The 25,254-nt window shown below is 39.5% G+C and carries 21 protein-coding genes and 1 pseudogene; 1 reads left to right on the top strand and 21 read right to left on the bottom strand.

Annotated features, from left to right (window positions below; genetic code table 11):
• Window positions 1–266: 266 nt before the first annotated feature.
• The 21 genes and pseudogenes from QFX10_RS09730 to QFX10_RS09830 all read right to left on the bottom strand — a co-directional run bounded on the left by QFX10_RS09730 (window position 267) and on the right by QFX10_RS09830 (window position 24,198).
• Window positions 267–1,505 carry an MFS transporter gene (locus QFX10_RS09730; RefSeq protein WP_280606023.1) on the bottom strand — a complete coding sequence of 413 codons (1,239 nt, stop codon included), beginning with the start codon at window positions 1,503–1,505 and terminating at the stop codon, window positions 267–269.
• A 179-nt stretch (window positions 1,506–1,684) separates the two neighbouring features.
• Window positions 1,685–2,620 (bottom strand): DMT family transporter, encoded by a 936-nt coding sequence (locus QFX10_RS09735; RefSeq protein ID WP_280606024.1) that lies wholly within the window; start codon window positions 2,618–2,620, stop codon window positions 1,685–1,687.
• Between the two features lie 192 nt (window positions 2,621–2,812).
• Window positions 2,813–4,507 carry an oleate hydratase gene (locus QFX10_RS09740; protein ID WP_280606025.1) on the bottom strand — a complete coding sequence of 565 codons (1,695 nt, stop codon included), beginning with the start codon at window positions 4,505–4,507 and terminating at the stop codon, window positions 2,813–2,815.
• Between the two features lie 110 nt (window positions 4,508–4,617).
• On the bottom strand, window positions 4,618–5,952 hold the full coding sequence (locus QFX10_RS09745; RefSeq protein WP_280606026.1) for a M20/M25/M40 family metallo-hydrolase: 1,335 nt from the start codon (window positions 5,950–5,952) through the stop codon (window positions 4,618–4,620).
• A gap of 112 nt (window positions 5,953–6,064) precedes the next feature.
• Window positions 6,065–7,405 carry an ATP-binding cassette domain-containing protein gene (locus QFX10_RS09750; protein ID WP_280606027.1) on the bottom strand — a complete coding sequence of 447 codons (1,341 nt, stop codon included), beginning with the start codon at window positions 7,403–7,405 and terminating at the stop codon, window positions 6,065–6,067.
• A gap of 286 nt (window positions 7,406–7,691) precedes the next feature.
• On the bottom strand, window positions 7,692–8,846 hold the full coding sequence (locus QFX10_RS09755) for an RNA-guided endonuclease InsQ/TnpB family protein (protein ID WP_280606028.1): 1,155 nt from the start codon (window positions 8,844–8,846) through the stop codon (window positions 7,692–7,694).
• A pseudogene (locus QFX10_RS09760) lies at window positions 8,788–9,456 on the bottom strand (IS607 family transposase). The gene QFX10_RS09755 and the pseudogene QFX10_RS09760 overlap by 59 nt, the downstream one beginning before the upstream one ends.
• A 57-nt stretch (window positions 9,457–9,513) precedes the next feature.
• Window positions 9,514–9,648, bottom strand: coding sequence for a hypothetical protein (locus tag QFX10_RS09765; RefSeq protein WP_280606029.1), 135 nt, complete (start codon window positions 9,646–9,648; stop codon window positions 9,514–9,516).
• A 330-nt stretch (window positions 9,649–9,978) separates the two neighbouring features.
• Window positions 9,979–10,128, bottom strand: coding sequence for a hypothetical protein (locus QFX10_RS09770; protein WP_280606030.1), 150 nt, complete (start codon window positions 10,126–10,128; stop codon window positions 9,979–9,981).
• Window positions 10,129–10,257: 129 nt separating this feature from the next.
• A complete protein-coding gene (gene thrS / locus QFX10_RS09775) occupies window positions 10,258–12,207 on the bottom strand; it encodes a threonine--tRNA ligase (protein WP_280606031.1) in 1,950 nt (649 codons plus the stop codon).
• Window positions 12,208–12,522: 315 nt separating this feature from the next.
• Entirely contained in the window at window positions 12,523–13,449 is a 927-nt protein-coding gene (gene dnaI / locus QFX10_RS09780; protein WP_280606032.1) for a primosomal protein DnaI, read from the bottom strand.
• A gap of 13 nt (window positions 13,450–13,462) precedes the next feature.
• Window positions 13,463–14,833 (bottom strand): replication initiation and membrane attachment family protein, encoded by a 1,371-nt coding sequence (locus QFX10_RS09785; protein ID WP_280606033.1) that lies wholly within the window; start codon window positions 14,831–14,833, stop codon window positions 13,463–13,465.
• Window positions 14,834–14,846: 13 nt separating this feature from the next.
• Window positions 14,847–15,329, bottom strand: a complete 483-nt coding sequence (gene nrdR / locus QFX10_RS09790) for a transcriptional regulator NrdR (protein WP_280606034.1) — start codon at window positions 15,327–15,329, stop codon at window positions 14,847–14,849.
• Window positions 15,330–15,345: 16 nt separating this feature from the next.
• The gene (gene coaE, locus QFX10_RS09795; protein WP_280606035.1) at window positions 15,346–15,945 is read right to left on the bottom strand and encodes a dephospho-CoA kinase; all 600 of its coding nucleotides are present in this window, start codon (window positions 15,943–15,945) and stop codon (window positions 15,346–15,348) included.
• The gene (gene mutM / locus QFX10_RS09800; protein WP_280606036.1) at window positions 15,942–16,772 is read right to left on the bottom strand and encodes a DNA-formamidopyrimidine glycosylase; all 831 of its coding nucleotides are present in this window, start codon (window positions 16,770–16,772) and stop codon (window positions 15,942–15,944) included. The genes coaE and mutM overlap by 4 nt, the downstream gene beginning before the upstream one ends.
• 11 nt (window positions 16,773–16,783) lie before the next feature.
• The gene (gene polA / locus QFX10_RS09805) at window positions 16,784–19,447 is read right to left on the bottom strand and encodes a DNA polymerase I (protein ID WP_280606037.1); all 2,664 of its coding nucleotides are present in this window, start codon (window positions 19,445–19,447) and stop codon (window positions 16,784–16,786) included.
• Window positions 19,448–19,550: 103 nt separating this feature from the next.
• Window positions 19,551–20,252: a Bax inhibitor-1/YccA family protein gene (locus QFX10_RS09810; protein ID WP_280606038.1), complete on the bottom strand. Its 702-nt coding sequence runs from the start codon at window positions 20,250–20,252 to the stop codon at window positions 19,551–19,553.
• A 24-nt stretch (window positions 20,253–20,276) separates the two neighbouring features.
• On the bottom strand, window positions 20,277–20,717 hold the full coding sequence (locus tag QFX10_RS09815) for a MaoC/PaaZ C-terminal domain-containing protein (RefSeq protein WP_280606039.1): 441 nt from the start codon (window positions 20,715–20,717) through the stop codon (window positions 20,277–20,279).
• Between the two features lie 111 nt (window positions 20,718–20,828).
• A complete protein-coding gene (gene murC / locus QFX10_RS09820) occupies window positions 20,829–22,160 on the bottom strand; it encodes a UDP-N-acetylmuramate--L-alanine ligase (RefSeq protein WP_280606040.1) in 1,332 nt (443 codons plus the stop codon).
• Window positions 22,161–22,265: 105 nt separating this feature from the next.
• Window positions 22,266–23,441: an ATP-grasp domain-containing protein gene (locus tag QFX10_RS09825; protein WP_280606041.1), complete on the bottom strand. Its 1,176-nt coding sequence runs from the start codon at window positions 23,439–23,441 to the stop codon at window positions 22,266–22,268.
• Between the two features lie 13 nt (window positions 23,442–23,454).
• Entirely contained in the window at window positions 23,455–24,198 is a 744-nt protein-coding gene (locus QFX10_RS09830; protein WP_280606042.1) for an esterase family protein, read from the bottom strand.
• 198 nt (window positions 24,199–24,396) lie between these two features.
• Here QFX10_RS09830 and QFX10_RS09835 point away from each other — a divergent pair, with 198 nt between their 5' ends.
• Window positions 24,397–25,215 (top strand): alpha/beta hydrolase, encoded by an 819-nt coding sequence (locus QFX10_RS09835; RefSeq protein ID WP_280606043.1) that lies wholly within the window; start codon window positions 24,397–24,399, stop codon window positions 25,213–25,215.
• Window positions 25,216–25,254 lie beyond the last annotated feature (39 nt).

Raw genomic sequence — 25,254 nt, forward strand, 5'->3', positions numbered from 1 at the left:
CCCCTTTTAATAATAGTTTTATTTTATTATACTAGCTAACTGCCCCACGCTAAAGTAGGAGGCTCATGAGATCGATCTCTACAACTGAAGAGCTATAAATAAAAGAGATACTACACGAGATCACGAGCAAAAAACATATCAATTAGTAAATGTAAAAGCAATACATCTTTAAAACACGATGAGCAGATCTTTATTTTGATCAGATAAAATAGTGAGCAAATTAATTTGTAAAGCTTGACGTTGGTCTAGTGTCTCGCAGATATTTTTCAAACAAGATCTTCTTTTCGTTTTTGCAAGACAAAGTATCCTAGAAGTAACATCCCACTTATAAGCAAAACTAACTCTACGATCCAAGCAAGCTTTAAGCTAAAGAAATAGAGCAGTAGCGTAGCTTGTAAAGAACCGAGTGGTGGCGCAAATAACAGCACAAAATTCGTCAAGCTTGCAACGCGGGCAAGCTCTTCTTCAGGTACCATCTCGATCATCTCAGCCGAAAATTTCGGTACTAAATACCCCATCACACTTGCAAATGCTATCTGGGCTAATAAGACGACCCATAATGGACCGTAAAACAGACAATCGATGACACTAACGGTGATGATCCCGATCATGATCACTAAAAGCTCAGCATAACTTAAAGCTTCTAGCCATTTTGGACGCAAAAAAGCCCCTGTGAGCAAGCCTATAAAAAAGCATAATTCCAATGTAAACAATGTTTGACTGTAACTGCCAAAGTGCAAATTTTGATCAGCATCTAAAGCGACTTTTCGCAATAACGAAAAACTCGCCAAAATAAAATTGACTAACGCCATCATTATCAAATTATTCAACAATTTTGTCGTTTTGATCTGATGATAGGCCCTTTGCATTTTTGTCCCAAAATCTTTGAGCGAGATCTTTTCAGCTCGCTCTGTACTTTTTAGCGTACCATCCACCTTTATGCGCTTTAAAAAACAAGCACACAGTAAAAAAGTCATAGCATTCAAAACTGAGAGCGTAGCAAACTTCTGCGGGTAAAGCATCAACCAGAAAACACCTAAAAGTTTACCCAAGATACTACAGATCTGGCGAATGATCGTTGACGCTGAAGAAAATAGGCGCAATTCATCTGACGCGACCCACCGTTTGATCAGGGGATTTTGTAAAGCTATTATGTAATTATCTAAAATATCTGACAAAACGTTAGCTAAAACGACCACGATAAAAAGGGCAAATGGTAACTGAGAGTCAAGCAAAAAAATAGCTGTCACTAAGTAGATCAACGCTTGCACAAAACTTAACTGGATCCCCTTTTTTAGATGTTTTTCTTCACGATCACTCAAGTAAGCTGTAAACGGATCGATAATATCTGGCAGATAGCCTAGTAAACTGACTAACGAAATCGCTAAGGCAGGATCTTTTTGTTGTGACGCTAACGTCAAAAGCGCTAAGTTATAAAGTGAACTACCAATGATCGAGGCCGACTTACCCTCTAAAAGAGAGCCTAGATGAGGCTTTTTTCTCATTAAAACTGCAAATTGACTTTGCTGAAGTTTTTTACTTTCATCTCAATTCCCCCTCAAAACTTTTTGAAGAGCATAACATTTTTTAAGACTTCAAAACCAAAATTGTCTTTTTTGACAAAAAGTTTTTAAGTTTGAACTAAAAAATAAGCACTTGAGAATTCCCAAGTGCCTATTTTTTATTAAAAATCTGCTTCCCGATAACCGGCTTTTTCTAAATTCTTACGTCCCCGTTGTAAAATGTAGATCGCTAAAATAACTAAGACGATCCCCACAACTTCGACCCAATTCATGCCTAGACCTAAAAAGATCACGCTTAAAACTGCCGTCGTAGCTGGTTGTAAAGCATCCATGATACTGATAACATCTGATGGGGCAAAGCGAGAACTGTATAATAATAATCCAAATGGAATGATCGTGCCAAGTAAGATGACCGTTGAAATCGTTAGCACAAGTCCCCCTGTGATCGTTGGCGGAGCGACCCAAACTGGGTGATAACAGTTGAATAAGACTCCAGCAATGAAAGTCCCCCAACCTAAGATCACAACAGGGGGATAATCTTTAGCAATCGGTTTAGGCAAGACCACATAAAGTGCGGCTGTGATCCCAGAAACGATCCCCCACAAAAGTGAATCGACTGGGATCGACATTTGCGTAAAGTCACCTTTAGTGATCGCAAGTATGACCCCTAATAAAGCGACGATAAAGGCGATCATGTCTGTCGTCAAAGGTCGTTGACGTTTGATAAAGATCCCACCTAATACGATAAATAACGGACTCAAGTACTGTAAGATCGTCGTGGCTGAAGCATTCCCTTTTTGGATCGAGATATAAAATGACAATAAGTTTGCCATCAAACCAAAGATCGCATAGGCAAGCAAATAGCCAAATGTTCTCCAAGACGAAAAAACACCAAAAGTCTGTTTACCATACAAAATAAAACTGATAAGTAGTAAGATCACACCGGCACCTAACGTTCGGATCGATAAGTACCAATCAGCTGGTAAGTTCTGATTTTGTGAAATAAATTGCACAGTAGTGCCTGAGATCCCCCAGACTGCTGAAGCCACAGCCGACCAAAAGATCCCTTTCATAACATTATTTGATGTTGCCTTCATTGATATTCCCTCCAAATATTTAATTATATTGTGAGATCTTGATTTTGGCAATCATCTATTTTACTTTAGCTACTAAAAAGTAGCATTAGCTTTTAGCTATGATCTAAATACGAAAAACTAGTGTCAAAATAAAATAGACCTCTTAAGCTAGATCCTTCAGCTAACTTAAGAGGTCTATTCAAAAATCAGTTTTTACTCAAACATGCGTTTTGTTGCCCGTAACAAGACACGGGGATCTTTATCATATCTTGGCGTTTTGACTAAGCGCTCGGCTGGAACACCGGCAAAGTGGAACGCAGCGATCTCACCTGAACGGACTGCACTTTGCTCAGTGAAGACCATTTGGTAAGGTTGTTCGACAAATTCACCTGTGAAGGCTAAATTTGTGGAATGTTCTGGGATGATCTCTGGGCGATCTGTCTTAGCCCGGTTATTGAAGAGCGCTGAAGCATACGGCATATAAACTGGGATACAGTTGATCACACTTTCCATGATCTCTTTTTCTTTTTCTTTGATGTTGACTGGACCTGGGTCAACTTTTGAAAGTTGTCCGATCAACTCTTGGAGCATTTCCTTCCCAGTCATCTTGATATATGGTTTGTCAACAAACTCCCCGTGACGTCTTGGATATAAGAAGTAACCCCAAAGAACTGTTTCGTTTGGCTTTTGTGTCGTAAAGTGCGGTTGATGATGTACAACGATCGACATATTGACGTCTTCTTGACCTAGTGGCGTGATCGGCGTCGTTGATAAGAAGGAATTCAAAGCATTCCCTGGTAATTGAGTCGTAATCCGAGTGATCTCATTTAACAAAAGATGATCTTTAGTCGTCAAAGTAAAACTGACCCACTCAGAAGCATTGCGATCAGCAAAGAACTTATCTGGATTACCAAGGTTGTAGAAATGCTCAGTCGCTTGTTTCCAAAGCGATGAGGCTGCACCATAATCCATATTTTCAGGAGCAGGTGTATTGAAATCACCTAAAGTTGCTGAATCAGTGATCGAACCGTTTGTGAAGAAGACTGCTGTCTTATCATCGATCTCAACATGTTTCTCTTCGTTAGTCTTTGTGTCTAAGATCTTAAGTCCAGTAACAGTGATCTCATCTTGCATTGGTGTTTCTTTAAAATCAAAAGCCGTGACGCGACTGTTCATGATAAAGTGACATCCTTTATCTTTCAAGTATTCGATCAAAGGCAACATGATACTTTCAAATTGATTATAGCGTGTCCGATTGACCCCTACTAAATGTTCGATCTGAGTAAATTCGTAGATCATTTGGTGCATATAGCGCCGTAACTCTTGCGCAGAAGATTCGACCCGGAAAGCAAAAGTCGTCTCCCACATATACCAGAAGTTCGTTTGGAACATGTGTGGATCGTCTTTGAAGTATTCAGCGATCGAAACGTTATCTAACTCTTCTTCTTTGTCATCTGGCATCATGACTAAACGTGTCAATAACAAGCGGTCTAAATTATTCAGACCTAATTTATGTCCATCGATGATCCCTTTGCCACCTTGCATCAAACGTGCTTTATCATAGGTCCGATGTTTGCTGTCAAAATCACGTGTATCTTCAGCTGCCGTCATCCCTTTTTCTGTAACCGAAGGAACACGGTCTAATAAGTCCATCAGATCGACATAAGTCCGGTAGTTGAGCATCCGTCCACCACGGGCAACATAGCCTTTAGTGTTTTCCATTGGGTGATTTCTGTTCCAATATTGTTCTGCCGCAATTGAAGCAGCTGCCCCATCGTTTGAACCATGTAGGTCAAGTGCATAGAAAGTGATATCATCACCTTTCCAATGTCCTTCTTGGATCAAGTAAACGGCAGCTGCCATATTGGCAATACCGCCACCGATCATTACAGCTTTATTCTTTAACATCCTTATCACCCCATCAATCATAATTCACCTACATTATAGTTCCCACTTGTAAATAATGCTCAATTAAACACTTAAAAATGGGACATTTTTTTCAAAATGTCCCATTTCAACTATTTTTCTCGTCCGTAAGCAACTAAGATCTTTCCTAAAAGTTCGGTCCCGTTGACAAAATCAGCTAACCGGATATGTTCATTTGGACTATGAACTTGACTACCTGCATAAGAAACACCTAAGATCGCGATCGGAAGTTCTAATAACTTTCCGAAAACTTCTGCTGGCCCACCCCCAGCCGAGTTAGGCAAATATTTTGTTTCTGGACCGTATTGTTTCTTTGCTTCTGCTAGCGCTAACTGGATAAACGGATCATCCATTTCTGAGCGATAACCATTTTCTCCTAAACGATAACGAACTTTTAGATCGGGATAACCGTTTTTGATGAGTTGTTTTTGGATCAGTTCTGCGATCTTTTCTGGATCTTGACTTGGAGTAAGGCGGCAATCGAGCTTAGCAGTCGCTAGATGAGGGATCACTGTTTTGATCCCTTTGCCTTGATAACCCGAAGTGATCCCGTTGATCGTTAGTGTCGGTTGATTGACCAATTCAACTTTATGATCTTTTTTGATCGTCCGGCGTAACCCCGCCCGACTGATCGCCACATCAAGGTCAAAATCATAGGCAAAGACTGCTTGTTCTTCTTTAGGCGATAAAGGTTCTACATCATCATAAAAGCCTTCGACTAAAACAGTCCCATCATCAGCACGCAACGAGGCTAGACCTCGAACTAAACGCCATGCAGCATTTTCAGCATAAGAGGCTAGCGATGAATGTAGATCGATATCAGCTGTCACAGCTTGAACATCAAAGATCGTGATCCCACGCATCCCACCAACGATCTGGTAGTTATCGACATAATTTTTACCGCCACCTTCCCAAATGCAAGCATCAGCCTGAAGTTTGAAGCGATTTTTTCGCACGATCTCTTCAACATGGGGACTTCCATTTTCTTCTTCACCTTCAACGAAAAATTTTATATTGACCGGTAACCCGCCATGCTCTTGAAAATATTTGACTAAGACTAGCCGCGAGATCAGCTCACCTTTATTATCTGAAGCACCCCGGGCAAAAAGTTTTTCGTCTCTGATCACTGGAACAAATGGATCACTTAGCCATTTTTCTAACGGTTCAGGCGGTTGGACATCGTAATGTTGATAAAACAACACTGTTTTATCAGAACGTTCACTAGTAAATTCCGCAAAAACTGCTGGGGGGTGTCCTGGACCACCTAGTTTTTCGACCCTAGTCGCGCCGAGTTCTTTAAAAGTTTTGACTAAATATTCAGCTGTTTGGTTGAGCTCGGAACGCTCAGATGAAACTGAGCGAAAAGTAAAAAGTTCGGCATGATCCATTAAATGTTTTCGTGCAAATGTGCGTAAAGTTTCTCCCATATTACCCTCTCATTTTAGCAAAATGCTTTCATTTTTTTCTAAAGTATATTTAATCTAAAATGAGTTGTCAATCATTCGCAAGCATTTCTTCCCTAAAAACTAACTGACACGATCATCGATAGGCTTGCTTTTGTAATTCATATAACTCGCGGTAACTTGGCTCAGTCGCTAAGAGCTCTTTATGTGGGCCACAAGCGACTGACCGCCCATCTTTTAAAAATAAAACTTTGTCGGCTAGATTCACGGCTGACATCCGGTGTGTCACAAACAAAAGCGTCGTATCTTTTCCGAGTTCTACAAAATGTCTATAAAGCTCTTGTTCACTCTTAGCATCAAGCGCTGCAGTCGGTTCGTCTAAAAAGATCAGTTTACTTTTTCGATGTAAGCAACGCGCTAAAGCAACTTTTTGCCATTGTCCGCCAGATAGCTCAGTTCCGCCTTCAAATTCACGCGATAAGATCGTTGTTAGCTCTAGCGGTGCTTTTAACGGTAGCGTAACTTCTTGCAAAAGCGCTTTGACTGTTGCCTCGGGTAGCTCTTCAAGTGCAGTCACATTATCTTGCAAACTCAATTTAAAATGACTAAAGTCTTGAAAAGCAACTGTCACTTTTTGCCAATAACTTTTAGCACTAAGATCACATAGCTTTTGTTCATCAAAACTGATCGTTCCACTTGAAGCTGGATATAGTTTGAGCAGTAACTTGACTAAGGTCGACTTACCCGAACCATTCTCACCAACAATCGCGATCCGCTCACCTTTTTTGACTGAGAAATTTATTTGATGTAACACTTCTTTAGTTGAAAAAGGATATGTAAAAGAAAGATCTTTAACTGTCAGTGCTTCAAAATCAGCATCAAATTCGAGCTTTCCATCTGTGGCCGATTCTTTGAAGTCTAAAAAGTGCTCATATTTTTTGACCCATAATAATGAATCGTAGAGTAAACTCGTTGTCTCAACGATATTTGTCATCCTCTCGACGATACTTGCGATCACTGAGATATATAATAATAAGATCCCGACTCCTAAAACTTGACGTTGAACTTGTACGATGAACCACCAAAATCCAAGCGAACTGACCGTCACTGTCAAAAGCAAAAAACAACTTGCGATCACGAGTTGCTTTTTGCGCACTGCATTTACCGTACGCTGTGTTTCAAAAAATAACGTACGATACTTTTTGATCACAGAATTAAACATTTGAAAGATCCTGACTTCTTTAGCATCCTTTCTTTCTAACAACAGTGAGCTAAAATAATCGAGTTTCCGGGCATTTTTACTACGTGTTACCATCGTTTCAAAGGCTTCTTGTTGGATCCGATAATAAACTAATGTTTGTGGCAACAAAACTAAAAATAATAAGAGTGCTAAAAACCAGTTATATTTTCCTAACAAACAAAACATCCCAACTAAAGTCAAAGCATCGCGTAAAACAGCAACTCCAAAGACGATCAAATTGACTGGGCGCCAACTAGCATCTTCACTCAGTAATTTGAGATCGTCAAAATAAGCACTGTTATCAAGAAGTTCTAACGTTACTAGTTTTTTAGATTTCTGCTATATAAAATATGAATAAATGTAATCAAACGTGTCGAATGATTACATTTGAGAAAGAAATATAGCTTTTCCTTTCCTAATTTTATTTACTACCGTCAATGCTAGTATTCCCATATCCTAACTAGAGGGTAATGACATTGACTAGCTCTGATAGCCTAAGGGGGTAGCCCACCCCGTTATCTTTTTAATTTAATAAAGCTAAAAGATTAGCTACTGCATTTTCATCTCGATCCATGATCGCACCACATTCATAACAAATATATTCGTTATGCTTAGTTCTGTGCTTTTCATTACCATTAAGACCGACTTTATCTTCGCCAGTCTTAATGAAGCCACACTTAGAACAACGTTGCGTGCTTGGATAATATTTATCAGCCAAAACTACTTTTTTACCATACCAGTTGCACTTATAAGTTAATGTTTGTCTAAAGTAGCCAAACAATGAACGGTGAAGCCCTTTAGAGGCAACATGTGTCATCTGCATTTTCTTGACATCTAGATCTTCTATTACGACCTGATCGTAATTAGTCACTAACTCAGTGGTAAATTTATGGATAATGTCATGTTGGATACTAGCCGCTTTGCGATAATCACGTTGTAACTTGGCTCTCGTTTTAACGTAATTACTCGTTTGAGTAGCTTTTTTACCATTCACAACACGTTTTCTAGCTAATTTTCTTTGATAATACTTGATACGTTTATAAAGTCGTTTCAAATTACTTAGCAAAGTATTGATCTTACCGTCTGTGTAGTTTAGATGTCCGACATTGACGTCAACGGCTGAGTTCTTACCAGTCTTGATCTTCTTTTTTATCTCGATCTCAAAAGGCAAACTCGCCCAGTACTTACCATTTTCACGATAAATTGAAACAACTTTTAATTCACCTTCTAAGTTCTTAGCACCTTTGAATCTAATATCATACCAAATTTTGATCCCTCGAGGTTTATCTAGACGTAACTTTCCCGCAACGATCTTAGCTCGATCAGTTTTAAAACCTTGTCTAGGAGCTTTCTTGGACTTAAATTTTGGTTTGCCCCAATCAGGTTGGGATCTATTAAAGAAATTTTTCCAAGCTTTACCTAGATCAGAGATCGCTAATTGTAAACAACGAGCTGATAACAAATATTGCCAATCTTCTTTATTAGCTACTAATTCATCACGAACCTTACGTTCGCTAGGTTTTAACTTTTTATCCTCTAAAATCAAGGAATTATCATACATATCATTCCATAAAGCTAAGCCTTGATTCCAACAATATCTGCGATAATCACACAAATCATCAATCACCTTTTTCATGGTCTTGTTTGGATAAAGCCTTACTTTTTGAACTCGAATCATTATTTTCACCAGCTTTCAAAGACTTGTCATTTTTTAATTTACTTTTGTATTTACGTAAACCATATAAGCGACAAGAAAATCCATGTACAATGCTTATCATATCGTCGATCATTTCTTGAGTAGGACTAGTTTCAATGTTATTTAACACTACAATTTTTGTATTGTGCATCTTACATAATCTTTCAAACCATTCGTAACCAAAGCGGATAAATCTATCTTTATAGGTAATAAAGATCGCATCGACTTGATCATCCATTACTTCTTTTAGTAATTGATTCCATTTTTTACGGTTATAATCAAGCCCGCTGCCAATATCAGTAAATGTTTCATCAAGAATAATGCCTTTTGCATTAGCATATTGTCTAATAAAAGCAATTTGATTTTTTAAATCATCTTTCTACCCATATGTTGAGACTCTAGCATAAGCAACATTCTTACGATCATTACTGGTTGATCGACCGATGTATTTTAAGTATTGTTCTTCTGTGTAATATCTTCGATTAGTGGGAGTACGATAAGCTTTTAAAATCCCATTATTATCCCAGCGTTGGAGGGTCAGAACAGTAACGCCCAATCTTTCAGCCATTTCTTTTGGTTTTAATATCGCCATAATATCTACCTCACATTTTATCTTTATTGTAGATATTATATAACATTTGATTATATTTTAATTAACAGTTATCTCCTCCATCAATGAGATATTGATAAAACCAGTCAGTTTATCAGTCAAGATCCCTTGGATGTTTGTTACTAAGACCGGCAACAGTTGCGTTAATAATGTTGCTATGATCCAAAGTATCAAAAAGTAAACATAACTTTTTTGTGCCGTTAACTGATCGACTAATTTTGTCCAGCTTGAACGGTCACTAGTGGTAACAAAGCCTGGATCGGCGTCAGTAAAACTAATAGTAACGTTATCTTAAAAGCTGCTTAAAAAAACGTCTGGTATGTCTTGTATAATAACTTGAGATACTGTTTGATCTGTTCAAAATGAATGACTAACATCTGATCCCCCCTTAAGCTATAATTGCTTTGATTATAGCAAAAAGTAAGGCTTGAGCTATATTTTTGTCATATATGACAAAAACCCGCTAAAAAACTTAGCGGGTCCAACGTTTTTAGTTATCGGCCTCTAACGCCTTTTTTCTTGGTGGAGCTTTTCTTTTAGTTTGCGACGTTTTTCTTTGACCAACTCTTCGTACTTGTGCGGGACATATGTTTTCAAATAACTAGCAGCTGTCGTCTTCAATTCTGCTTCATCAAAATCAAACTCTTTATGCATTTAAACGTCACCTCGATCTTTATTTATTTGCCTTTATCCTACCTCTCATTTCTTTAAACTGCAATAGAAAACGCTTTAATTTAAAACTAAAAAAAGAGATACTCACGAGCATCTCTTCTTATGATTTTTTTAATCTTTACGGCTGTATGTTTCAACGTCGTGCAAGATCAGATCTCTGAATTGGTCTTGACTCATCGTTTCTGTATCTTCACTACCGTATTTGCGGACAGTCACTGTTCCGTCAGCTACTTCTTGATCACCGACAACTAAAGTATATGGTGTCTTCATCACTTGCGCTTGACGGATCTTGTAACCCATCTTTTCATTGCGATCATCGATACTTACACGAAGCTTGTAAGCCCCGAGTTTTTCACTCAACTTGCGCGCATAGTCTAAATGAAGTTCATTTTTGACTGGGATGATCTCAACTTGTTTTGGTGCTAACCATGTTGGGAATGCCCCCTTGTACATTTCTGTCAAGTAAGCTGTGAAACGTTCCATCGTTGAAACGATCCCACGGTGGATCATAACTGGACGGTGTTCTTCACCATCAGCACCAGTATATTTAAGATCAAAACGTTCTGGTAACAAGAAATCCAATTGGATCGTGGATAATGTTTCTTCGCCACCTAAAGCGGTCTTCGTTTGCACGTCTAATTTAGGACCGTAGAAAGCAGCTTCACCTTCAGCTTCAAAATATTCTAGCCCAAGATCGTCCATCGCAGCTTTCAACATCCGTTGTGATTTTTCCCACATTTCATCATCATCGTAATATTTGTGGGTATTCTTAGGATCACGATAACTCAAACGGAAACGGTAATCTTTGATGTCAAAGTCATTATAAACATCGACCATCAATTGTAATGTCTTCTTGAATTCTTCTTCGATCTGATCTGGTGTCACAAATGTATGACCGTCATTTAAAGTCATTTCGCGAACGCGTGAAAGACCTGTCAAAGCACCAGATTTTTCATAACGGTGCATCATCCCAAGTTCAGCGATCCGCAATGGAAGGTCACGATAAGAGCGAATATGGTGGTTGTAAACTTGGATATGTGATGGACAGTTCATCGGACGTAATTCAAGCAATTCGCCATCGCCCATATCCATTGGTGGGAACATATCTTCCCGATAGTGATCCCAGTGACCTGATTGCTTATAAAGATCAACGTTAGCTAAGATCGGTGTGTAAACATGTTCGTAGCCACGGGCCACTTCTTTATCGATGATATAGCGTTCGATCGTTCGGCGGATCGTTGCCCCGTTTGGCATCCAGTAAGGTAGACCAGCCCCCACTTTAGGATCAACAAAGAAAAGATCTAAGTTGTTTCCGATCACACGGTGATCACGTTCACGCGCTTCTTTGCGACGTTGTAATTCAGCTTCAAGATCTTTTTGCTTGTAAAAAGCTGTTCCGTAGATCCGTTGTAACATCGGGTTGCTTGAAGCGCCTTTCCAGTAAGCACCAGCTACTGAAAGAAGTTGGTAAACTTTGATCGAACCTGTTGTTGCAAGTTGCGGACCAGCTGAAAGATCGATAAAACCATCTAAAAGATGCGCAACGACTTTGCCATCGTTATCGCGTGCGATCTCTTTGACTAATTCAGTTTGGTATTCATCACCTGCAACAGCTGCTAAAGCTTCTTCTTCTGTATAAACGACACGTTCGATCGGTAAGTTTTGCTTGATGATCTCGTTCATCTTCTTTTCGATCTTTTCAAAGTCAGCTTCTGCTACTTGCCCGGAAGCGTTATCTGTATCAAAGTAGAAACCGTGTTCTAAGCTTTCCCCTTGACCAAACTTCATTTCAGGATAAAGGCTATGTAAAGCACTTGCCATAACATTAGCCACTGTTTGCCATAAAACTTGCATACCTTCAGCTGAATCTTTTGTGATGATCTCGATCTCACCGTCTTCAGTCAACGGTTCGGTATAATCGACTAATTTACCGTTGAATTTACCGGCAACAGCTTTTTTAGCTAAGCTGATGCTGATCGATTCAGCGATCTCTTTTGTCGTTGTGTTAACTGCAAATTGCTTTACTGCGCCATCTGGAAATTTGATATTGATCTCTGACATAAAATCTTGCTCCTTTATTTTTGACAAACGAACGTAAAAAACGCCCCTAATACTTCTAAAAAGTACTAGGGGCGTCTTTTGACGCGGTTCCACCCAAATTCCAGGCCAAACAGACCTGCTCTTAGACCGTTGATAACGGAAACGAACCGTCTTACCTTTACCGTAAGCTTTCAGCGTAAAAGTGGTAAGCTCCTCTTTTAAGAGACTTGCAGTCGAGATCTCTTTCCCTGGATCGATTTGCCGTTTGTCTTTTACTAATGTAACTCCTATTTAAGCACGAAAATTTGATTTTTTCAAGTCTCTACTAAAATTTCTTTAAGGATTTCGTCGGTTTTTGCCGACAATATGATATTCGTCTGCTAAAAATTTGATCCGCTCCATGATCCTTAAAGCTTTTAACGGTTCAGCCTCGCCACGATTATTGATCGCTAAATACTCATTTTCTAACTGTTCAAACGAAAGATTTGAACTAAAGAAGGTCGGCAGTTCTTCTTGCATACGATATTGCAAGATCACCCCTAAAACATCGTCGCGGATCCAGCTACTCAATGAATCAGCTCCGATATCGTCTAACATCAAGATCGGAGCTTTTTTTAAACGTTCTAGATACTCTGTCGTCTTATTTTGTCCGATCGAACCTTTGATATCGACAACAAAAGAAGGAAAATGTACTAATGTCGTTTTATATCCTCGTTTGGCTAGATCATTAGCGATTGCAGCTAATAAATATGTTTTACCGACACCAAAACTACCTTCTAAATATAAACCTTTATGAAATTTTTTTGGTTCTTTGGCATAGTCATTTGTAAACTGCAAGGCAGCGCGGAAAGCTTCATTTCGTTCTTCGCTACGATCATAATCGACTAATTGAGCTTGGCGCATGCTCTTTGGTAAAGCGATCATCTTGACGCGCGCATCAAGTTCTTGTTTAGCTCGTTTAGCTAAAAGCTGTTCACTTGGAACATAAACGACTTCGATCCGGTGTTTACTCACCGCTAACGTCGGCAAATATCCAGGCGCAAAGGTTTGCTCTCCTTGAGCCATTTTTTGCTTGATCGTCACATATTCATAAAGCTTACTGATGCTTTTCATAACATCGTCTTTTGTCAAAAGATGCTTATTTTCAGCTAAAAAGCGTTTGACATCTGGATCATTTAAGGCCGTTTCGACTAATTCATTATAGCGCTTTGACCAGTTATGCCGTTGCATCTGTTCTGTCAAACTTTTCCCTATATCTTCCATAGTCTTTCTATCCTTATTCTTTATTTTCTTCGAGTTGTGCTAAGAGATCATCGATCTCAGCATCTAACTTCTGTTTTTCAGTTGCTGAGCTTTTTTCTTTTGAACTAGACTGTTCTTTTTTAGCCCAATCCGGAAGTGTCTCACGCTGAACGACCTTTCTTGAGGCATAACTTTGCTTTTTCTTTGTTCTTTTTTCTAAAGCTTCTTGATTCGCACGTTTCATAAGATCCATCGCTTCTTCTGGGGTCTGGACCTTGTTTTCTGCCAGTTTAGCCGCTGCTACCGTAAAGCGATTAGAAACTCTACCCTCTAACACAGGATTATCTTGAGCGATCAAATAATAATGCAACAAGACATTGATGACTGCATTTGGCAAAACTTTTTTCGTCACTAAATTTTGAACGACATAACGCTCTAAATCAGAAACAAAACTATTTTTTTGTTGCTTTAAGACCGTTAAAAACTCAAGTGGTAAATAAGCTTTGCAAACTTCAGCGATCGCTTGTTCTTCTTTTGAGAGCACCGGAAGTTCTTTTGCCGTCTCGTTCTTACTTTCAACAACTTGTTCTCGTGGCTGAAGCTCGCGCTCAAATTGGCGTGTGGCTAATTTTTTGAATTCTTCATGATCAACTGTATTATCATGCACGTTCAAGGCTTGTTCTAATAAGCGAACGATCTGTAATTCATCTAAACCATAAAGGAGCGTTACCGTTTTGATCAGCTCACTTGCTTTAGTCAACTCTTCTTCAGGAACAAATGAATTTGCCACAAGATCTTTCAAATATTCTAGATCTAAGGTAACTTCGACTTGTGCAAGTGGGCTTTTTTTCGGACGTTCAACGACCCGCGGACGTTTTGAAGCAGTCAATAGATCTGCACTTTTGACTGTGTAGACATCTAATAAATCCCGAGTGATCTCTTGCACTTTAGGATATTCCAATTTTGTAGCTAAATAGCTAGTTTTCAGTTCATCATAACGAACTTGCCCAACTGAATCACAAAGTAACGTGCTAAAAAGGTCGTCTGTAAAAAAAGCTTTGGCGCTTAAAGGTGCTTGGAGCTCATAAATAAGCAGATGGCCTAGATCATCTGTTCGTTCAAAAGTTCTAAGAAGCCCTAAAGCTTCTAACTTGATCCGTGCTTCATAAAAAGCCCGCAGACCTAAACCAGAACTAGCCAATAGTTCTTTATGCAAGCGCCGTTCAAGTAGATCAAAAGTACGCTGAGCCTGTGAAACTAACAGTGCATAGATCCCATAAGCTTCGACTCCCAGAAGTGGTTGATAGAGCTCTAAAACTAGCTTAGCTTCAGTGGAGCCGATCTGGTCTAGCGTTGTTGCGATATAGCCATCTTTAGGCGACAGCTGTTTTAATGCATCAACCATCGACAGACCCCTTTCACTCTTTATTTTCAGTCTTAGGTGCCTTTTCGCGGGCCATCAGCTCTTGGAGCTCATTTGCAAAAGAAGCCATATCTTTGAACTCACGGTAGACACTAGCAAATCTGATGTAGGCGATGTCATCAACATCAACTAAGATCGACATCACATATTCTCCGATCAATTGACTAGAAACTTCATTTCCACCAACTGCTCGGATCTTCTTTTCAACTTGATCAACGATCGCTTGGATCTGATCCATTGGGACTGGACGTTTTTCGGCAGCGCGCATCACGCCCCGCAAAACTTTTTCACGATTAAATTCTTCTCTAGCTCCATTTTTCTTGATAACGAGTAGTGGAGTTGCTTCAACTCTTTCAAAAGTTGTAAAGCGAAACCCACAATTTTCACATTCCCTGCGCCGCCTGATCGCATGTCCATTGTCGGCGGGCCGGCTGTCCACTACGCGTGATCCATTTTGATGACAATTTGGACACTTCATGTTTCTTTACCCCATCTTATCTTTCTATCAAATGATTTGTCTTTAGCCATTTTATCATTTGTGCCCGCGTCTCTTCAACTGTTCCCGAACTATCAAGCACAACAGTCGCCTTTTTACGCCTGATCTCATCTGGTAATTGGTGTTTGATCCGCGCTAAAGCATCTTCTTTTGCAAGGTGATCGCGTGCCATGATCCGCTTTATTTGTAAAGTTTGCGGTAAACTCACAGTCACGACTGCATCACAAAGCTCATCATATCCTTGCTCAAATAATAAAGGCGCATCAAGAACGATCACCTTGGCTGATTTGGCGTGCGCGATCTGAGTTAGATACTCAGCTTTGATCAATGGTATCATCACCGTATTTAGCTTAGCTAACATCTTAGGATCGTCAAAAACGATTTTTCCTAAAACAGCCCGATCTAGATCACCTTCAGGCGTTAAGATCTTTTGGCCAAACGTGTGCACGAGCCGTCTTAGACCGGGTGTCCCTTTTTTGACGACTTTTCGGGCGATCTGGTCAGCATCTAAAACACAAAAGCCTAACGTTTTCAAATAGGTGCTCAAAGTTGATTTTCCCATTCCGATCCCGCCAGTCAAGCCTAAAATATAACTCATTTTGGCACCTGCTGACATTGAGGGCAAAAATGCGTTCCTCTTTGACCAACAACTGTTTTTTCGATCAAGGTCCCACAACGCTTGCATGGCTTACCCGTTTGACCGTAAACATCTAATTCAAATTGGAAACCACCTTCATTTTCAAACGCATCTGTATAGCTTCGGATCGTTGTACCTCCAGCTGCGATCGCCATTTTAAGTTCGGCAATGATGTTATCATGAAGTTCTTTAGCTTTAGCAAAAGATACTGCATTACAAGGTGTCAACGGATGAAGTTTTGTCTGCCATAAAACTTCGTCGACATAAATATTACCTAGACCCACAACAAGCGTTTGATCAAGTAAGGCTGTTTTGAGCGCCTTTTTCTTTTTTTGTAGACCTGTATAAAAAGTCTCAACTAAAAAGTCGCTTGCGACAGGTTCTGGTCCCAATTTTTTTAAACTTGCAAGTTGGGCTTCTTGCCCAGTTTTCACTAGCTGCATTCGCCCAAATTTGCGTACATCGTTATAACGCAGTTGTTTTCCCGAGGCAAGCTCAAAAATGACATGTGTATGCTTATCGACTGGTTCGGTAGCTTGTTTGACATAATATTTACCTTCCATTCGCAAATGAGAAACAACGGTCTTGGCATTTGAAAAGCGTAATAGAAGATATTTTCCGCGCCGATCGACACGTTCTAGCGTTTCCCCTGCTAATGCCTGTTCAAACTCACTTGGATCGCCTAAGATCATCTTAGGATATAAGACCTCGACTTGTTTGATCTTTTCATGCAAAACCAGTTGCGTTAGTCCGCGTCTGATCGTTTCAACTTCTGGTAATTCTGGCATTTTCTTTCCCCCTATTTTGTATCGAACCACGTTTTGCCACTAGCACTTTCGACTTTAAGTGGCACGGCTAATGAAACTGCAGAATCCATCACTTGTGGCACAAGTTGGGCTAGTTTTTCGATCTCATCTTTTGGCGCTTCAAAGATCAACTCATCGTGGACTTGCAAGAGCATCTTAGCTTGTAAGCCTTCTTTTTGGAGCATCTTTTGCATATTGATCATCGCAACTTTGATGATATCGGCAGCACTTCCTTGGATCGGCGTATTCATTGCAGTTCTTTCGGCAAAAGAACGCAGATTATAGTTTCTGCTATTGATATCATCTAAATAACGGCGGCGGTGGAAAAGTGTTTCAACATAGCCTTGTTCTTTAGCTTGCTCAACGATCTCTTGCATATACCGATGGACACCTGGGAACGAGGCAAAATAAGCTTCCATAAACTCTTTCGCTTGTTTACGTGTACTATTGATGCTTTGGGCCAACCCAAAATCACTGATCCCATAAACGATCCCAAAGTTAACAGCTTTGGCTTGACGACGCATATTAGGCGTTACTTGACTTGGATCATCTAAGCCAAAGATCTGCATGGCCGTATTAGCATGGATATCGCGATCCTCCCGAAAGGCTTGTTGCATCCCTTTATCGCCTGAGATATGTGCTAAAACGCGTAATTCGATCTGCGAATAATCAGACGCAAAGATCTCCCAGTCGGGATGACTTGGAACAAACGCTTGTCTGATCTTACGGCCTTCTTCTAAGCGAACTGGGATATTTTGCAAGTTAGGATCGACTGAAGATAGACGTCCGGTTGCAGTCAAAGTTTGTGTATAACGCGTGTGTACTTTTCCATCTGGTGCGATCACTTTTAAAAGCCCTTCGACATAAGTAGACTGTAACTTAGCTAACTGACGATATAATAAAATATTATCGATGATCGGTGACATTCCCCGTAATTTTTCTAAAACACCAACTGCCGTTGAATAACCAGTTTTTGTCTTTTTGATAACTGGTAATTTGAGCTTTTCAAATAAGATCACTCCCAGTTGTTTGGGTGAATTGATATTGAATTCTTCTCCGGCTTCCTGATAGATCACTTGCTCTAACTCGCTTAAACGTTCTTTAAACTCGCTTTGCATGCGATCAAGCCGCTCACGATCTACTTTGATCCCAGCCAGCTCCATCTGCGCTAAAACTAAAGAAAGGGGACGTTCGATCTCAAAATAAAGCTCATCTTGTTTGTTTTGCGCTAGTTCTTCCATCAATTGATCTTCAAGATCTGAGATCGCCTTGGCTTTATGCGCTAAATGTTCAAAATAGAGCTGATCATCAGCGGGAACTTTTTTCTTTGCGCCTTTACCGTAAACTTCTTCATCTGTTTTGACGTCTAAATAGTTATGCCGTTTAGCCAAACTCCCTAGATCATTGCTATTATCGCTTGTATTCAAGAGATAAGATACTAATAAAAGATCAAAATTGATCCCAGTTAGTGTGATCCCTAACCGATCAAGCGCAGCATAAGTTTGTTTTCCATCAAAAACATCGATCTTAAAACGTTCATCTTCAAGAAGCGTCTTTAACTTTGGCTCTTTTAACAGCTCAACATCCCGACTTGCATAGTATTTTTCATCGATCTTAAAAACAAAGCCCCAAAAATCGGCTGTATGATAATTATCATCAGCTAACTCTAAATAAAAACTGATATCTGAGTCAGGTGTAAGATCGAGTTTAGCGAATGTTTCAGTTGTCAAAGGGGTCACAGCTAAGTGACTGATAGCTTCGTCTTCTTCAGGTATTTTAGCGTCTAATTGCGTTAAGAAACTCTTAAAATCCATCTCCTCAAAAAAGTCAACGAGTTTAGTATGATCTTTACCGTTCCATGTAGTTTGAGCTAAGGTCATTTCGACTGGCGCATCTTGTTTGATCGTGGCAAGTTCTTTACATTTGAAAGCAAGCTCTTGGTCGGCCAAAAGATTTTCTTTGAGTTTTGATTTTTTCATCTCGGCGATATTTTCATAGATCCCTTCGATCGAACCATACTGTTTCAAAAGTTTGATCGCGGTTTTTTCGCCAACTTTTGTTACCCCAGGATAATTATCTGAACTATCCCCAGTCAGACCTTTCATATCAATGATCTGAGCTGGCTCTAAGCCATATTTTTCTAAAACATGTTTTGGAGTATATTTCTCGATCTCTGTAACGCCTTTGATCGTTACCGCTACAGTCGTGTTATCTGTCGTCAATTGCGTTAGATCTCGATCTCCTGTCACGATCGTAACTTGATAACCTTCATCTTCTGCTCTTTTAGCCATCGTTCCGATGATATCATCAGCTTCGTAGTTAGGTAGTTCATAATTTTTGATCCCATAAGCAGTCAATAACTCTTTTAAATATGGAAACTGCTCGGAAAGCTCCCCTGGAGTCTTAGAACGTCCTCCTTTATAATCAGCATAAGCTTTAGTTCTAAAAGTTACCTTACCAGCATCAAAAGCCACTAAAACATTTTGCGGATCAACTTCAGCTAAGATCTTATCTAACATCAATTTAAAACCATAGATCGCATTTGTATGCAATCCCGCATGATTGACAAACCGCTCTAGTTGATTATGCATCGCAAAAAAAGCACGAAAAGCCACACTATTCCCATCGATCAAAAGTAATCGTTTCTTTTCTGCCATAATATCGCCATCCTTTATACGTTTCTACTTACTTTCTATTTTACCAAAATTTTGATCAGATTAAAAAAAGCCTCTCATAAAGAGAGACTTTAAAATCACTGGATCAGTCGCGGTCGCCACCAACACCAGTAAAGATATTTAGCAAGAAGATAAAGATGTTGATAAAGTCAAGATAGAGTTGTAAAGCTCCCATCAAAGCTAAGTTATTGACGTTGACTTGTGATCCCATCTGAAGATACATTTGCCGTAAACGTTGTGTATCCCAAGCTGTCAAGCCCATAAAGATCACTAACCCTACAAAAGAGAAGATATAGTTGATCATTGGACTTCTTAAAAAGAGATTGATCAAAGAAACAATGATCAAAGCGATCAACGCAGCGGTTGCTTGCCGTCCGATCCCTGAAAGATCTTTTTTCGTTGTCGTTCCCATGATCGCTAAAACAGTAAACATCACAAAGGCAGCCACAAAAGCACTCGTGATGTTTTGCGCAGTATAAACGATAAAGATCCCGCTAAACAAAAGCCCTTCTAAACCAGCAAATAAAAATAACCCTAAGGCACTCATCAACGGTGAACGGTCTGCTTTGACCGAAGACATCGAGTAGACTAAAACTAGTTGGATCGCAAAAACCCCAAATAAGGCTAATGGGTTGCTCATCATTCGGATCACAGTTGGATTAAATGACCCAATGTAAGCAGTTAGGGCACTGATCGCAACTGCTAAGCCCATATATCCATACATCTTTGTAAAAAAGCTGTTCAATCCTGTCGAACGGCTATCATATAGATTTGGTTCGTTATTCATCAAAAATTCCCTCTTCCTATTAAATTACTCTTGGCGTGGAGGACGCGCCATGACGACTGAATCTAAAACACGTTCGTCCTGACTATTAGTCGCTTCGACCGAGATCATGACGACTTCTTTCATTAAGTCGACTTTAATGACTTCGAAACTAAACGTGATGATCTCATCGTGATAGACTGGCATGATAAAATTAGCTGACAAATTAACGATCTCACTTCCTGGACCAGGTAAAAGTTTTGAGACCGAACTAGTGATGATCCCACTCAATAAGATCGGTGGAACGATCGTCTTCTTATGGCCTAAACTCTTAGCATATTCGTTTTGAATATACAACGGATTGTTATCATTTGTCAGTCCTAAATAGATCAAAAGATCTCTTTCTGAGATACTTTCGGTTACTGTCAACGAATCACCTTCGCTGATAGCAGTGATCGGTTTTCCTTGCCTATGCACATCATCAGGCATAAAGCTTCACACTCCTCTACGTTGTCTTAGATACATAATAGCACACCTGATTTTTTTGCTCAAATAACGTACTCAAATAACTAAAAAAGCTGGCATTCAAGCCAGCCTTTTTTAGTTATTATTCAAACTTAGATCACTTAAAAGTTTTTCATAAGCATATTCGTATTTTTGAATATCGCCTGCGCCCATGAAGACCACGACATCATCATGGTAATCAAGTAATGGCGACATATTATCGAGTTCTAAAACTGCGCCACCCTTAGTGATCTTTTCACCTAGATCTTTAGCTGAGACTTTGCCATCATGTTCGCGGATCGAGCTGAAAATATCCGTCAAATAGACTTTGTCAGCTAGATCTAAACTTTTAGCAAAATCATCCATCAAAGCGATCGTCCGACTGAACGTATGCGGTTGAAAAACAGCAATGATCTTTTTATCTGGGTATTGTTGCCGGGCAGCGTCAAGTGTAGCAGTGATCTCAGATGGATGGTGTGCATAATCATCGATAATGACCATATCAGCAACACGTTTTTCTGTGAAGCGCCGTTTAACACCTTTAAAAGTTAAAAGTTCCTTTTTGATCTCTTCTTGATCGACTTTTTCTAAATGTGAAACAGCGATCACAGCTAAACTATTTAAAATGTTATGCTTGCCAAACATCGGAATCTCGTAATTGCCCAGATATTGGTCATGCAAATAAACATCAAAAGTCGAGCCTTTAGTCGTGCGCTTGATATTTTCAGCGCGAACATCATCATTTGCTTCTGTACCATAGTAGTAAACTGGGACATCAGCCTTCAAGCGCCGTAGATACTTATCTTCACCCCAAACAAAAAGTCCCTTTTTAGTCTGTTTTGCCAAAGTTTCAAAAGCATCACAAACATCATCGATCCCAGTGAAATAGTCTGGATGATCAAAATCGATATTTGTCATGATCGTATAATCGGGGTGGTAAGCGACAAAATGTCGGCGGTATTCGTCAGCTTCAAAAACAAAGAAACGAGCATCTGGGATCCCTTTTCCCGTTCCATCCCCAACTAAAAAACTTGTTGGTGAAACGCCACTCAACACATGTGCTAACAAACCTGAAGTACTTGTCTTACCATGGGCTCCCGCCACACCGATACTTGTTGTTTCTTCGATCAACATTTGCACGACTTCAGGATAGCGTAAAACTTTCAAACCTAATTCACGTGCTCTTTTGATCTCTTCTTGATCATCACCAAAAGCATTTCCGGCTACGATCGTCATTTTTTTATCAATATTTTTTTCATCAAACGGGTAGATCTTGATCCCCGCTTGTTCTAATCCTCTTTGCGTAAAAGTATACTTTTCGATATCTGAACCGGCGACTTTACAACCTTTATCATTTAAGATCAAAGCTAAAGCGCTCATTCCAGTCCCTTTGATACCTACAAAAAAGTAGGTTGTATCCATATCCATGGTAAAGATCCTCTTTTCTTATTTAACGGTCAAAAACAGTTTACCATAGATAATAGATCGATTGAAAGTCTTGTAAGCCTTTCAAAGAAAACTTAGTATTTTTAACTACTGTGTAGTTAAAGGTTTAAGTTTCCCAAGATCTGCGATGATCTCAAACATCTCAGTTTTTGTCTTAGTATTGAAAATATAGCCGATATCTCCCATCACATCTGCAAAAACACCAGGAACTTTTTGGATCTCTTTTAAATTAGTTTGATATTTTTGTTTGATCTCTTGTTCACTATAATAGTAATTTTGCTCTAAATCGCGTGAAATATAGACACTATAGTAAGGACAATCACTTGTGCCATAGAAACGATCTTCAAGCACGATGTGGGCATATTCATCAAAGAGACTCAGTTCGTGCGCATGATTCATAAGATCGATCGAAGGTCCTCCTGGTGGGCGACAATTGATCTCTAACGCGATCAACTTACCAGTTTTCGTTTTGAAAAATTCAAAGTGAAAGAAACGTTCACGAATATCAAAAGCTAAAACGCATTTCACACCTAATTCATATAGGTCTGCAGGCACGTTTCGTGTTTCATAGAAATACATATCACCAGCACGTGAAACTGTTTCTAGCGCCGGCTCCTGATACACTAAAGAAGAATAAAAAACAACATTACCGCTTTGGTCTGTCAGACCATCAAACGTCACGATATCACCTTCGATAAATTCCTCCATAAAGTATGGACGATCATGTTTGTTCTTCAAAAAATCGGCTAGCTCTTTTTCATTTGTGATCTTATATGTATCACTTGCCCCAACGCCTTCGTCTGGTTTAATGATAACTGGATAGCCTAACTCTGATAAAGCTTGCTTAGCTTCAGCTTCAGTCGTAAAGACTTGGCCTTTAGCAACTGGGATCGCATTTTTTAAAAAGACCTCTTTCATTTTAGATTTATACTTGATAACATCCATGTCTTTTGTTTTATAACCTGGAATATTAAAATCAGTTCTTAACTGAGCATCTTGAAAGAGCCAGTATTCGTTATGCGATTCTAAGCGATCGATCTTCCCGTATTTAAAAGCAAAATAGGCTACAGCACGATACATTTGAGCGTAATCTTCCATGTCATCTACACGGTAATATTCTGTCAAAGCATCCTGCAAAGTCGGTGACAGCTGATCATAAGGATGATCACCGATCCCTAAAGTCGTTGCGCCATTGGCATTTAAGCGCACTGAAAATTGTTCAAAATTTTCAGGAAAATGTGGTGAGATAACAATAAAATTCATACACGGCCCCTTTCTAAACTTTACCAGCAGCTTCAAGTTCTGTCAGATAATACGGTAACTGTTTTTGCCACCAATTCCAATCATGAGCAACATCATAGCCCCAATAATCAAACCATCCAGGCACTCCTTTAGCTTGAAAGACCTCTTCTAACTTTTTAGTCTCATAAGGTTCTTCATAAGGCCCTTGACCAGTGCAAACAATAAACGTATTTTGACGATATTGCTCTAAAAACCACGGATCAGCCAAATTAGCTAAGTAACTCGTCGGCGAATTTAAATAGACATGTTCGTCATTGATAGTTCCTAGTAAAAAACTTAGATCGTAAAAACCGCTCAATGAGATCACAGTCGCAAAAACATCAGGATGACGTAAACCAAAATTCATCGCATGATACGCTCCCATTGAACAACCAGTCGCCAAAAGCTTATCCTGGGACTTATTTTCAACTTGGATAACTGGGACTAACTCTTCAATAATGAACCGATCATACGCATCGTGGGCTAATGCCTGTTCAAATGGGGCTTTGTAGGATGCCTCCCATGACTGTGCATCATAGGAATCAGGTGTATAAAAACGCAAAAGGCCACGTTCGATCCACGAACGACAGGCTTCGATCATTCCAAAATCCCCAAATTCAGAATGACTCCCACCTGAAGATGGAAAGACAAGCACTGCTTTGCCTGCATGTCCATAGACATTATAATGCATCGTCTGACCTAAATTTTTACTCTCGTAGCTTCGTTCTTCAAAATACATGTAGTTTCCCCCTCATAACTTTCAGTCACCTTAAAATTCATTCTTATCTAATTTTTCATTAATATTATCACAAATGAAAATTAATGTGAATAATAAAATCACTTAAAGTTTTTACTAGACTTCTCATAAACAACAAGATATGATAAAGCAAAAAGGAATTATGGAATTTATATCCTTGAAAAACAACAGGTGATGGAGATGCCACAGAATAATTTTTTAGAATTAAAAACGCACTATCTTGCAATGCCTTATGACCGCCCCCGGCGGATCCGAGTTTTATTACCTAAAAACTACTACCAAGAACGGCATAAGACGTATCCTGTGTTGTACATGCACGATGGACAAAACGTTTTTTATAGTCGCGAAGCTTTTATGGGTCATTCTTGGAAAGTGATCCCGACGCTTAAAAAACACCGAGAATTTCCCCCTTTGATCATTGTTGGACTTGACAACAGTCCCCGATATCGTTCGGATGAATATACTCCGTGGCCGACCGAATTTTATCAAGATGGAAAGCAGCAACGATTTGGAGGGGGCGGTCAAGCTTATGCTGCTTGGATCGTAGAAGTCGTTAAACCATTTATCGATACTCATTACCGAACACGTCCAGCTCGAAGCGATACACTTTTAGCGGGAAGCTCTCTAGGCGGTTATATTACTGCTTATATGGGTTCGGCTTATCCAGACATCTTTGGGAATCTAGGTGTTTTTTCTAGTGCCGCTTGGTTAAGTGATCAATTTAGTCCCTTTGTCGCTGAAAATCCATTGAAAAAAACAACTAAAGTTTATATCCAAGCTGGAGCCAATGAAAGTGACGCTGGCGATGATGAGATCATTTCCCCTAACTTTCAAGCTCAAGCCTATATTGATGAAGCCATTGCCTATTACCAAACTTTACTTTTGAATGGTCATCCTCTACCCCAGATCAAATTAAAGATCTTTGCTGGTGAATCACACAATGAGTACTTTTGGGCCAAACATTTCCCTGAATTTTTAGATTTTTGCTTAAAAAAATAGAGCTAAGCCTACACTTAGCTCTATTTTTTAAGATAGCGA

The sequence above is a fragment of the Ligilactobacillus faecis genome (assembly GCF_029889745.1).
In the GTDB taxonomy this organism is placed as follows: domain Bacteria; phylum Bacillota; class Bacilli; order Lactobacillales; family Lactobacillaceae; genus Ligilactobacillus; species Ligilactobacillus faecis.

Coding starts and splice junctions, on each gene's coding strand:
- QFX10_RS09830 (WP_280606042.1), bottom strand. CDS start 24,198: ATGTATTTTGAAGAACGAAGCTACGAGAGTAAAAATTTAGGTCAGACG.
- polA (WP_280606037.1), bottom strand. CDS start 19,447: ATGGCAGAAAAGAAACGATTACTTTTGATCGATGGGAATAGTGTGGCT.
- QFX10_RS09740 (WP_280606025.1), bottom strand. CDS start 4,507: ATGTTAAAGAATAAAGCTGTAATGATCGGTGGCGGTATTGCCAATATG.
- QFX10_RS09755 (WP_280606028.1), bottom strand. CDS start 8,846: ATGATTCGAGTTCAAAAAGTAAGGCTTTATCCAAACAAGACCATGAAA.
- QFX10_RS09785 (WP_280606033.1), bottom strand. CDS start 14,833: ATGGTTGATGCATTAAAACAGCTGTCGCCTAAAGATGGCTATATCGCA.
- QFX10_RS09835 (WP_280606043.1), top strand. CDS start 24,397: ATGCCACAGAATAATTTTTTAGAATTAAAAACGCACTATCTTGCAATG.
- mutM (WP_280606036.1), bottom strand. CDS start 16,772: ATGCCAGAATTACCAGAAGTTGAAACGATCAGACGCGGACTAACGCAA.
- murC (WP_280606040.1), bottom strand. CDS start 22,160: ATGGATATGGATACAACCTACTTTTTTGTAGGTATCAAAGGGACTGGA.
- QFX10_RS09745 (WP_280606026.1), bottom strand. CDS start 5,952: ATGGGAGAAACTTTACGCACATTTGCACGAAAACATTTAATGGATCAT.
- dnaI (WP_280606032.1), bottom strand. CDS start 13,449: ATGGAAGATATAGGGAAAAGTTTGACAGAACAGATGCAACGGCATAAC.
- thrS (WP_280606031.1), bottom strand. CDS start 12,207: ATGTCAGAGATCAATATCAAATTTCCAGATGGCGCAGTAAAGCAATTT.
- QFX10_RS09815 (WP_280606039.1), bottom strand. CDS start 20,717: ATGCCTGATGATGTGCATAGGCAAGGAAAACCGATCACTGCTATCAGC.
- QFX10_RS09735 (WP_280606024.1), bottom strand. CDS start 2,620: ATGAAGGCAACATCAAATAATGTTATGAAAGGGATCTTTTGGTCGGCT.
- QFX10_RS09770 (WP_280606030.1), bottom strand. CDS start 10,128: ATGCATAAAGAGTTTGATTTTGATGAAGCAGAATTGAAGACGACAGCT.
- nrdR (WP_280606034.1), bottom strand. CDS start 15,329: ATGAAGTGTCCAAATTGTCATCAAAATGGATCACGCGTAGTGGACAGC.
- QFX10_RS09810 (WP_280606038.1), bottom strand. CDS start 20,252: ATGAATAACGAACCAAATCTATATGATAGCCGTTCGACAGGATTGAAC.
- QFX10_RS09825 (WP_280606041.1), bottom strand. CDS start 23,441: ATGAATTTTATTGTTATCTCACCACATTTTCCTGAAAATTTTGAACAA.
- coaE (WP_280606035.1), bottom strand. CDS start 15,945: ATGAGTTATATTTTAGGCTTGACTGGCGGGATCGGAATGGGAAAATCA.
- QFX10_RS09730 (WP_280606023.1), bottom strand. CDS start 1,505: ATGAGAAAAAAGCCTCATCTAGGCTCTCTTTTAGAGGGTAAGTCGGCC.